We start from the raw sequence: 8646 nt of genomic DNA on the forward strand, positions 1-8646 counted from the left end.
GCTGAATCTCTTCAAGTTTAGATACATCAGAAGAATCTTATTCAACAGAATTTTACTTCTTATATCTAAAATCTTATCTCAACAATCAATGAGTTGGCGTGTAACTCAACAAAACAGCCTCTGCAACTAATCTTCCAGAGGTCATTGCAGCGTTGGAAGAACCATTCAGCAGGTAATCCCCCCCTAAAAAAATATGATCAGTTATTTTACATTCAGTGATAGAAATCGATGCCTTCAAATCGTCTAAATGGGGTAATGCGTGTTTAATATAATAGGCTTTGATAAACTTAAAATATTCAGCTTTCACTCCAGAAATCTTCTCCAATTCCTCTTGAACGGCCTTAATTAGATGTTTTTCCTCCAATGCACTTTCTAATACGGAAACTGATAATAAGGATCTGTCATTACTGGTATAGGCTTCTGAAACATCATCCATAAAGACAATATTATTAACAATATGTCCTTCACCTGGCAACAATCCAATCATTGGTCGAGCCATGAAAGATTTTTGAAGCGAAAAATAAAGATTGATGACTTGTTTAGGTTTTCCAAATTGCCCCTGCATTTGCGGCATGACGTAATCCGGTTGGGTACAAATCAAAATTCTATCGGCCTCCAGAATATCTCCATTTTTCAATGTAATGGATTGACCCTCAACTTTTTCAACTGGTGAATTATAGTAAATCTGAGTAGTACTTAATTGCTGTTTGAGCATGTTTGGGATTTCCTGAATTCCTTTTTCCGGAACAGCGGCATGGCCTAATGAGAACATCTTAAAAACAAATTCAAACATTCTGGAAGATGTATTCAAATGTTTCTCCAAGAAAATTCCTCTGAAAAAAGGCTTAAAAAAGTTAGAAATTATTAATTCAGAAAATCCATAATTTTTCAAATATTGAAGCGTAGGCATAGAAGGTTCATTAAAAATATCTTCTACGGATTTCTTCTTAAGTTCTTGGGTAAGCGTAAACATTTTAACCTTATCCAAAAATGTCCCCACTCGAGAGAAAGCCATTCCAACTACCTTTAAGGGATTTCTAAGAGGATCTGAAATAATGTAGGAATCATTTTCGTCAAAAATAACTGCACCCGGATCAAAGGTCTTTAGGTTCAGAGCTGGTAAATTTAGATACCGTTTGACCTCTGGATAGGCAGTCAAAATCACTTGGAAGCCATGATCTAATAAATAGCCGTCTACCTTGTCAGTTTTCATCCTTCCTCCCACTTTATCAGTACTTTCCAACATAACAGGAGAAAAACCTGCTTTCTCTAACTCTATGGCAGCAACAAGACCGGATAAACCAGCTCCAATGATATAAATTTTCTGATCTTTCATTCTAGGTTGGGGTTGTAAAAGCTTTCAAATTCCCCTTTTACAAAAAAAACTCAAAGCTTTTGAATTTAACATAGCTTAAGTAAAAGAGTTTTAAAAAATTAAAGAATTAGAATTGACAAGCGGTTTAAATAGCAAAATAAAATTTGTGTAAACTCGCATAAAACTGTTTCATGATGAAAAAATCAACTTTCACCCTTCTAATATTCTTAAGCTTATTTTCAATCCTTTCTGCACAAACATACTTTCCTGAAAAAGGAAAATGGGTAGAAAAATCTCCCACTGAACTTGGTCTTGATTCAGATAAAATTCAACAGGCTATAAATTATGCAATTGAACATGAAAGCGATGCTGATCCAAACCTAAAGATTGCACATTATGAAAGTGCTTTTGGCAGAGAGCCTTTTGGATACCCAATCGGCCCAATGAAAATTAGAGGAGCTGCTACAGGTTTAATAATTTACAAAGGATATGTTGTTGGAAAATGGGGAGATCCTAATCGGGTAGATTTGACATTTTCAGTAGCAAAAAGTTTTCTTTCCACTACGGCTGGATTGGCAGTAGAAGAAGGACTGATCACATCAGAAATGGACTTGGTCTACCCTTACATGGCCCCAATCTATCCCTATGAACCTACCAAATTGATGATCAACAAGGCGGATCATTTTGAAGATGAAGATACATTTGAGCTCTTTAATACAGAACATAATCGGACTATCACCTGGGATCATTTATTGAGACAAACTTCAGATTGGGAAGGAAGTCTATGGGGAAAACCAGACTGGGCTGACCGACCAAGGGAAGGTGTCAAAGAGAAAAGAACAAGACCTCAAAATGCACCTGGCTCAGTCTATGAATACAATGATACAAGAGTAAATGTCTTGGCATTGGCTCTGATGAATGTATGGAGGAAGCCTCTGCCGGTTATTTTAAAATCCAAAATTATGGATCCGATTGGCGCAAGTGATACCTGGAGATGGACAGGTTATGAGAATTCGTTCGTAATTATTGATGGACAAATCATGCAATCTGTCTCTGGTGGATCTCATTGGGGAGGTGGCATGATGCTTTCTGCCTGGGATCAGGCAAGATTTGGATACCTTACCTTAAATGATGGAAAATGGAATAACCAACAACTGATCCCAAGCTTTTGGATTAACAAATCCAAAACCCCTACTCCTGCGAATCCTGGCTATGGTTTTATGAACTATTTCCTAAATAATGATCAAGAATTTATTCCGGCAGCCCCTAAAACAGCTTTTGCCCATATCGGTGCAGGTACAAATATGATCTATGTTGACCAAGAAAATGATTTGGTAATAGTGGCTCGATGGATTCCTAACAATGATAAAAATGAACTGGTGAGATTGGTATTAGAAAGTCTGAAATAAAAGTCAAATTATATCTTGAAGCTCAGTACTTTAATTGAATTTTTCACCAACTTATTTTTATCAAGACAAAAACTTTAAATATGAGCCTAGAAAAGAATAAAGAAAATGCGATCGCTTTCTACAAAACAGCCTATCAAGGAAATCCTAAAGGGGCTGTTGAAAAATATGTAGGAAAAGAATATATCCAGCACAATCCAGATGTGTCAGATGGGAAACAGGGATTTATAGATTATTTTGATCGGATGCAAAGAGAGTATCCAAACAAATCCATTGAGTTTGTTCGATGCATCGCAGAGGGTGATTTAGTGGCCTTACATACCCATCAAACTTGGCCCGACAATGACCAATACATCACTATGGATTTTTTCCGATTTGATGAAAATGGTAAGATTTGTGAGCATTGGGATTCGATTCAAAAAATTCCAGAAACCTCAGCTAATCCTAATACCATGCATTGATAGATTTTACTTCAAAATTTGCAAAAAAGAAATGATCAAAAATACAGGATATTGGTTAGCCCAAGTTTTAAATTTGTTTTGATTAAGACTTAAAGGAGAGGAAAATCAAAACGCTAATCGATTGAAAGCTTTTATTCTTTATTCATTTCCAAAAATTCTTTATATGAATCACTTTATCAAATTATTTTTATTTTTAATCACCTTGGCTATTCAGGTTTCCTGCTTGGCTCAAAATCCTTCAAATCCAAAGGAAATGATGATCAGAATAGCCGAAATCGAGGTAAATGAGAGTGATTTGGAAGAATATAAAAAGATTCTTCAAGAGGAATCCGAGGCTTCTATTCGATTAGAGCAAGGGGTGATTTCTATTTTTCCGATGTATGAGCAGCAAAATCCCAATGTTGTGAAAATACTAGAAATCTATGCTAATAAAGAAGCATATCAAGCACATTTGCAAACCCCTCATTTCCTTAAATATAAAACGACCACTTTGAATATGGTTAGATCACTAAAGTTGATAGAAATGGATGCTTTAGATCCTGAAAGTATGGGAAAGATTTTTAAAAAATTGAAGAAATAAGACTGCAATCCCAACTTTTGATGCGGTCTATTCATAGACTGAATTAATTATAGAATATGCTATTTTGAGGCTTAAAACACAAAACTCAAAACGAACTACTTTATTTAAAAACCCCAAAAATCTTTGTCATTTATAACCCGACAACTAAAATGAAATTTGAACTTTTGATCAAGCATTCCCATAGAAAAACTTAAATTAGATATATAGATCAAACTCTTTTCCATATGAGAATCAATGGCTTTTTTATTGGAACACTTCTTTCCCTAATTCTGGCATCTTGTAATCCAGCAAGTCAAAAAAGTGAAAACACATTGCTCGAGGTACCTATGACCGAAGAAATACCAGAATCTAATCCAGTACTAGGCAACTATGTTTCGGACGGATATTCCAAAAAATCTGAAGGATATGATTGGGTTTCTGTAGCCGTAACTGCATTGGAAGGGGATAAAATCAAAATCATTGTCAGATCTAGGGCCGATAAAAAAAGACCCACCTGCACCTTTGATGCCACTGCAGAAAAAGTAGACGAAAACACATACAAATCCTGGATCGAAGATCAGGCTGTTTTTTACAACTTTAATGGAAATCAACTTACTATCGCTCTCGAAAACCCTGAGAATGAAGGAGTACTTTCTTTTTATTGTTCCGGTGGAGCTACCGTTGCTGGATCATATATGAAAATTGAAGGAGAGCTGGATTCTTCTCAAATAGACCCTACTGCTTTTAATAAAACCATGATGCTCCAAGGCATAGGATTCAATATTTCTTCTGTAGAAAAAGACGGCAAAACACTCATTACAGTCATGCCTTTTGGTTTAGAAATCAGTAATGAGACAGTAACCTTGGAAACTAGTGGTCAGGTTACCAATGCAGAAATTGAGGATTTAAATTCTGACGGTTCTCCGGAAGTAATGATCTATACACAGACTACTGAAGAAAACAAGTATGGGAATGTCCTAGGCTTCAGTACCAATAATAAGAAATCGATGAGTCAAACTTATTTTCCTCCTATTTCGGAAAATGAGGAACTCTCAAAAGGTTATCAGGGCCATGATGAATTTGCCATTGTGGAAACACACCTAGTACAGCGGTTTCCGATTTTTGAGAATGGTAAAAAGACCGAAAAGATTCGACAGATTTCTTATAAGCTAAAAGAAGGGGAAGCTATAAGAGGTTTTCAGGTAGACAAAGTAAGCGAGTACTGATTTTACAACACATGAGAATCATCTTCTTTTAATATCAACAATTGAAAAGAGTTTAATGAAGAATCCTTTAGATAATCTACCCAAAAATCAAATGAAAAATTTTAAAATCGTTTTGATAATCATTTTTTCGGCTTTCATTTCTTTCATCGGTTTTGCTCAAAAGCGGCCGAATATAGTCTTGATCATGGCAGATGATTTGGGCGGAAGAGATCTTCCTTCTTATGGAAATAAATTCAACGAAACTCCAAATATTGACCGACTTGCATCTCAAGGAATGTTATTTCGAAATGCTTATGCAGCTCCTGTTTGCTCTCCGACTCGTGCCAGCATCCAAGCAGGGCAGTATTCAGCAAGAGTTGGGATTTTTGATTTTATCCCAGGACATTGGAGACCCTATGAAGAGGTGATTGTACCACATCATGAAGTTCAGCACCTGCCTAATCAAATAACTACTATTGGAGAATCTATGCAATCAGCCGGTTATAAAACAGGCTATTTTGGGAAATGGCATTTAGGAAACAATGAAGAGCATTTACCTAACAATAGAGGATATGACCAAGCTCATACTTACGTAGGAGGAGGTTTTTATAACCCCAAGTTTTTACCAGAATATCAAGGAAATGAAAATAAACGATTAAGTGTAGCATTGACAGACATGGGGGTAAACTTTATTGAAGAAAATCAAGAAGCCCCATTTTTTCTATTTATTTCCCACTATGATGTGCATGTACAATTAGATGCCGACAAGGATTTAATTAATAAATACTTAAAAAAGGAAAAAGTACCTGATTATCCTGGAAACGCTGTTTATGCTGCAATGATTGAACACATAGATAACAGCGTTGGAAAGATTATGAAGACTCTTGAAGATTTGGGGCTCTCTGATGACACCTTGTTTATTTTCTTCTCGGATAATGGTGGTGTTGACAACCGCTTTGACAACATTCCTTTACTTGGGGGAGAAAGTAAGGATACCTATCCGGAAGGACACCCTTTACAATTTATTGCCACAGAAAATAATCCTTTAAGAGCTGGAAAAGGAACCCTTTATGAAGGAGGAATTCGGGTTCCTCTAATCATTAGATGGCCTGAAAAAATCAAAGCTGGATTTACCTCTGATGCTATAGTTTCTAGTGTTGATTTCTATCCGACTTTTTTGGAATTGTCAAATGGAATTAGACCAAAAGATCAGATTTTAGATGGTTTTTCAATGATCTCCGCTTTGACAAAAAACGAATTTGATTTGGAGCGGGAAATATTTACTCATTACCCTGTTTATCATCATGAGGCACCTATGTCGGCACTGAGAAAAGGGGATTGGAAAATCATAGAAAACCTAGTTTCAGGCGAATTTGATTTGTACAACCTTGCCTTTGATATCAGTGAAATGACTGACCTTAAATTCAGTTTTCCTGAAAAATTTTCAGAGATGAAAAAAAATTTGAAAAAATGGCAAGAAAGCACAAATGCAAAATTCCCAATTCCAAACCCTGAATTCGATCAGTTAAAACGATACGAATGGGGCAAAAACCCATTTTCCAATTAGTTAATGAGAATTTTATTTAAATCACTTTAGAATTAATTGGTTACTATTTTTTCATAAGAGCAATTAAATGCGGGAAATAAGAATTTCCACAGCAAGTCCTGAATATCATTGAACTATACAATTCTTAGATTAAAAAAATGTTGTCTTGCTAAAAATTATTTAAATTGATTAATCGAAAACAAGCCCAACGAAAAACAGAAATTATTAGCTTCCTAATAAGAAAATCAAACAAATGGCATTTATAGATTATTATCAGATCTTGGGAATTCCAAAAACTGCTACAGAAAAGGACATCAAAGTCGCTTACAGAAAACTTGCCAGAAAATATCATCCAGATTTAAATCCAGACAATAAAGAGGCCGAATTAAAATTCAAGGAAATCAATGAGGCAAATGAAGTCTTGAGCAATCCTGAAAATCGGAAGAAATACGATAAGTACGGAAAGGATTGGAAGCATGGGGAGGAATTTGAAAAAGCACAGCGCCAAAGACAACAACATTCCCAATTCAGTGGATCCCAAGGAGGGTTTGGTGATCAAGAAGGATTTTCTGGTCAGGATTATTCAGATTTTTTTGAATCAATGTTTGGAGGTGGCAGGACTTCTTCGAGAAATCGACAAGCTCCAAAATACAAAGGACAAGACTACAATGCCGAATTACATCTGAACCTAAAAGATGTTTATACTACTCAAAAACAGGTTTTAACAGTCAATGAAAAGAAAATCAGATTGACAATTCCAGCGGGAGTTGAAAACGAGCAATTAATAAAAATCAAAGGGAATGGCGGGCCAGGAATCAATGGAGGACCAAATGGAGATCTATACATCAAATTTATAATCTCCAATAATACTGATTTCAAACGGGAAGGAAACAACCTTTATAAGGTTGTTGATTTGGATTTATACACCGCAATTTTAGGTGGAGATATCATTGTAGATACATTTGATAGCAAAGTCAAACTAAAGATACAACCAGAAACAAAAAATGAAACTAAGGTGAAGCTGAAAGGAAAAGGATTCCCCGTTTATAAAAAAGAAGGAGAATTTGGAGACTTAATCCTCACCTATCATATAAAGACTCCAACTGGATTATCAGAAAAGGAAAGAGAATTATTTACGGAACTACAAAAACTGAGAAAGGATGATTGAGGCACATTTCATATCGACAAAAACCATTTGCATCCATTATGAAATTGAAATTTCGTTTGTGAATGAATTGAGCAAAATGGGTCTTATCCAGATTGAGGAAATTGAGCAAGACCAATTTATCCACCAAGATCAAATAGGTGATTTAGAAAAGATTATCCGTCTTCATCAAGAATTAGATTTGAATTTGGAAGCAATTGATATCATTTTCAATTTATTAGAAAAGGAAAGGGATTTAAGAAAGGAAATAATTACCCTGAAAAATAGATTGCGGCTTTATGAAAGTGACTAAACTGAATCTTTTTTTACATCCTGATACTTGAATTCTCTTTATGAAATTTCTACTGGCTTTAGTTTACTTTTTCTTGCTTAACACGAATGATTTTTATTCCAATGATTTCATGCCTAAAACTTCTGACTATCTGCAGGAGATCAAACACGAGATGACAAAGGAATGGCCCAATAACCGAACAATTAACTTAGTATTTCATGGACATAGCGTTCCGGCTGGTTATTTCAAAACCCCAATTGTCAATACTCTAGACTCCTACCCTTTTCAAGTCTTAAAAGAACTCAAAAAGAAATACCCTTTTGCAGTAATCAATGTTATCAACACCTCAATTGGTGGAGAGAATTCTACCATTGGTGAAAAACGATTCAAAAAAGAGGTATTGTCCCATAGTCCAGATGTTTTGTTTATAGACTACGCACTAAATGATCGAAGAATTGGTCTGACTGAATCAAAGAAAGCATGGGAAAAGATGATTAAAATGGCATTAAAAGAAGGGGTTAAAATTATACTTCTTACACCTTCTCCCGATCTGAATGTTGATCTCACAGTAGCTGATAACGAGTTGGAACGACACCGTAATCAAATCACAAGTTTATCTCAAGAATATGAGATTGGAATGGTGGATAGCTATACCCTTTTTAAACAAATTCAAGAAAAATGTGACTGTGTCGCTGATTATATGTCTCAAGGAAATCAT

9 protein-coding genes are annotated in these 8646 nt (G+C 35.4%); 8 read left to right on the plus strand and 1 reads right to left on the minus strand.

The window, feature by feature from the left end; all coding sequences use genetic code 11:
- Positions 1-85 precede the first annotated feature (85 nt).
- Complete coding sequence (locus tag Q0L68_RS10475) at positions 86-1336, minus strand: NAD(P)/FAD-dependent oxidoreductase (RefSeq protein WP_296702649.1); 1251 nt, start codon at positions 1334-1336, stop codon at positions 86-88.
- 173 nt (positions 1337-1509) lie between these two features.
- Here Q0L68_RS10475 and Q0L68_RS10480 point away from each other — a divergent pair, with 173 nt between their 5' ends.
- The 8 genes from Q0L68_RS10480 to Q0L68_RS10515 all read left to right on the plus strand — a co-directional run.
- The gene (locus tag Q0L68_RS10480) at positions 1510-2724 is read left to right on the plus strand and encodes a serine hydrolase (RefSeq protein ID WP_296702651.1); all 1215 of its coding nucleotides are present in this window, start codon (positions 1510-1512) and stop codon (positions 2722-2724) included.
- A gap of 80 nt (positions 2725-2804) precedes the next feature.
- Positions 2805-3182, plus strand: a complete 378-nt coding sequence (locus Q0L68_RS10485; RefSeq protein ID WP_296702652.1) for an ester cyclase — start codon at positions 2805-2807, stop codon at positions 3180-3182.
- A gap of 163 nt (positions 3183-3345) precedes the next feature.
- On the plus strand, positions 3346-3762 hold the full coding sequence (locus Q0L68_RS10490; RefSeq protein ID WP_296702653.1) for an antibiotic biosynthesis monooxygenase: 417 nt from the start codon (positions 3346-3348) through the stop codon (positions 3760-3762).
- Between the two features lie 224 nt (positions 3763-3986).
- A complete protein-coding gene (locus Q0L68_RS10495; RefSeq protein WP_296702654.1) occupies positions 3987-4967 on the plus strand; it encodes a hypothetical protein in 981 nt (326 codons plus the stop codon).
- Between the two features lie 91 nt (positions 4968-5058).
- On the plus strand, positions 5059-6513 hold the full coding sequence (locus Q0L68_RS10500) for a sulfatase (RefSeq protein ID WP_296702657.1): 1455 nt from the start codon (positions 5059-5061) through the stop codon (positions 6511-6513).
- 232 nt (positions 6514-6745) lie between these two features.
- Positions 6746-7660, plus strand: coding sequence for a J domain-containing protein (locus Q0L68_RS10505; protein WP_296702658.1), 915 nt, complete (start codon positions 6746-6748; stop codon positions 7658-7660).
- Complete coding sequence (locus tag Q0L68_RS10510; RefSeq protein ID WP_296702661.1) at positions 7653-7949, plus strand: chaperone modulator CbpM; 297 nt, start codon at positions 7653-7655, stop codon at positions 7947-7949. The genes Q0L68_RS10505 and Q0L68_RS10510 overlap by 8 nt, the downstream gene beginning before the upstream one ends.
- A 40-nt stretch (positions 7950-7989) precedes the next feature.
- Positions 7990-8646: GDSL-type esterase/lipase family protein (locus Q0L68_RS10515; RefSeq protein ID WP_296702664.1), on the plus strand; the 657-nt coding region annotated here is incomplete at its 3' end.

Origin of the sequence: Algoriphagus sp. (assembly GCF_024642405.1) — a bacterium.
Taxonomy (GTDB): domain Bacteria; phylum Bacteroidota; class Bacteroidia; order Cytophagales; family Cyclobacteriaceae; genus Algoriphagus.

Bases quoted from the DNA above. Each gene is read 5' to 3' on its own strand.
- Q0L68_RS10505 (WP_296702658.1), top strand. From the start codon at position 6,746: ATGGCATTTATAGATTATTATCAGATCTTGGGAATTCCAAAAACTGCT.
- Q0L68_RS10485 (WP_296702652.1), top strand. From the start codon at position 2,805: ATGAGCCTAGAAAAGAATAAAGAAAATGCGATCGCTTTCTACAAAACA.
- Q0L68_RS10480 (WP_296702651.1), top strand. From the start codon at position 1,510: ATGAAAAAATCAACTTTCACCCTTCTAATATTCTTAAGCTTATTTTCA.
- Q0L68_RS10500 (WP_296702657.1), top strand. From the start codon at position 5,059: ATGAAAAATTTTAAAATCGTTTTGATAATCATTTTTTCGGCTTTCATT.
- Q0L68_RS10490 (WP_296702653.1), top strand. From the start codon at position 3,346: ATGAATCACTTTATCAAATTATTTTTATTTTTAATCACCTTGGCTATT.
- Q0L68_RS10510 (WP_296702661.1), top strand. From the start codon at position 7,653: ATGATTGAGGCACATTTCATATCGACAAAAACCATTTGCATCCATTAT.
- Q0L68_RS10475 (WP_296702649.1), bottom strand. From the start codon at position 1,336: ATGAAAGATCAGAAAATTTATATCATTGGAGCTGGTTTATCCGGTCTT.
- Q0L68_RS10495 (WP_296702654.1), top strand. From the start codon at position 3,987: ATGAGAATCAATGGCTTTTTTATTGGAACACTTCTTTCCCTAATTCTG.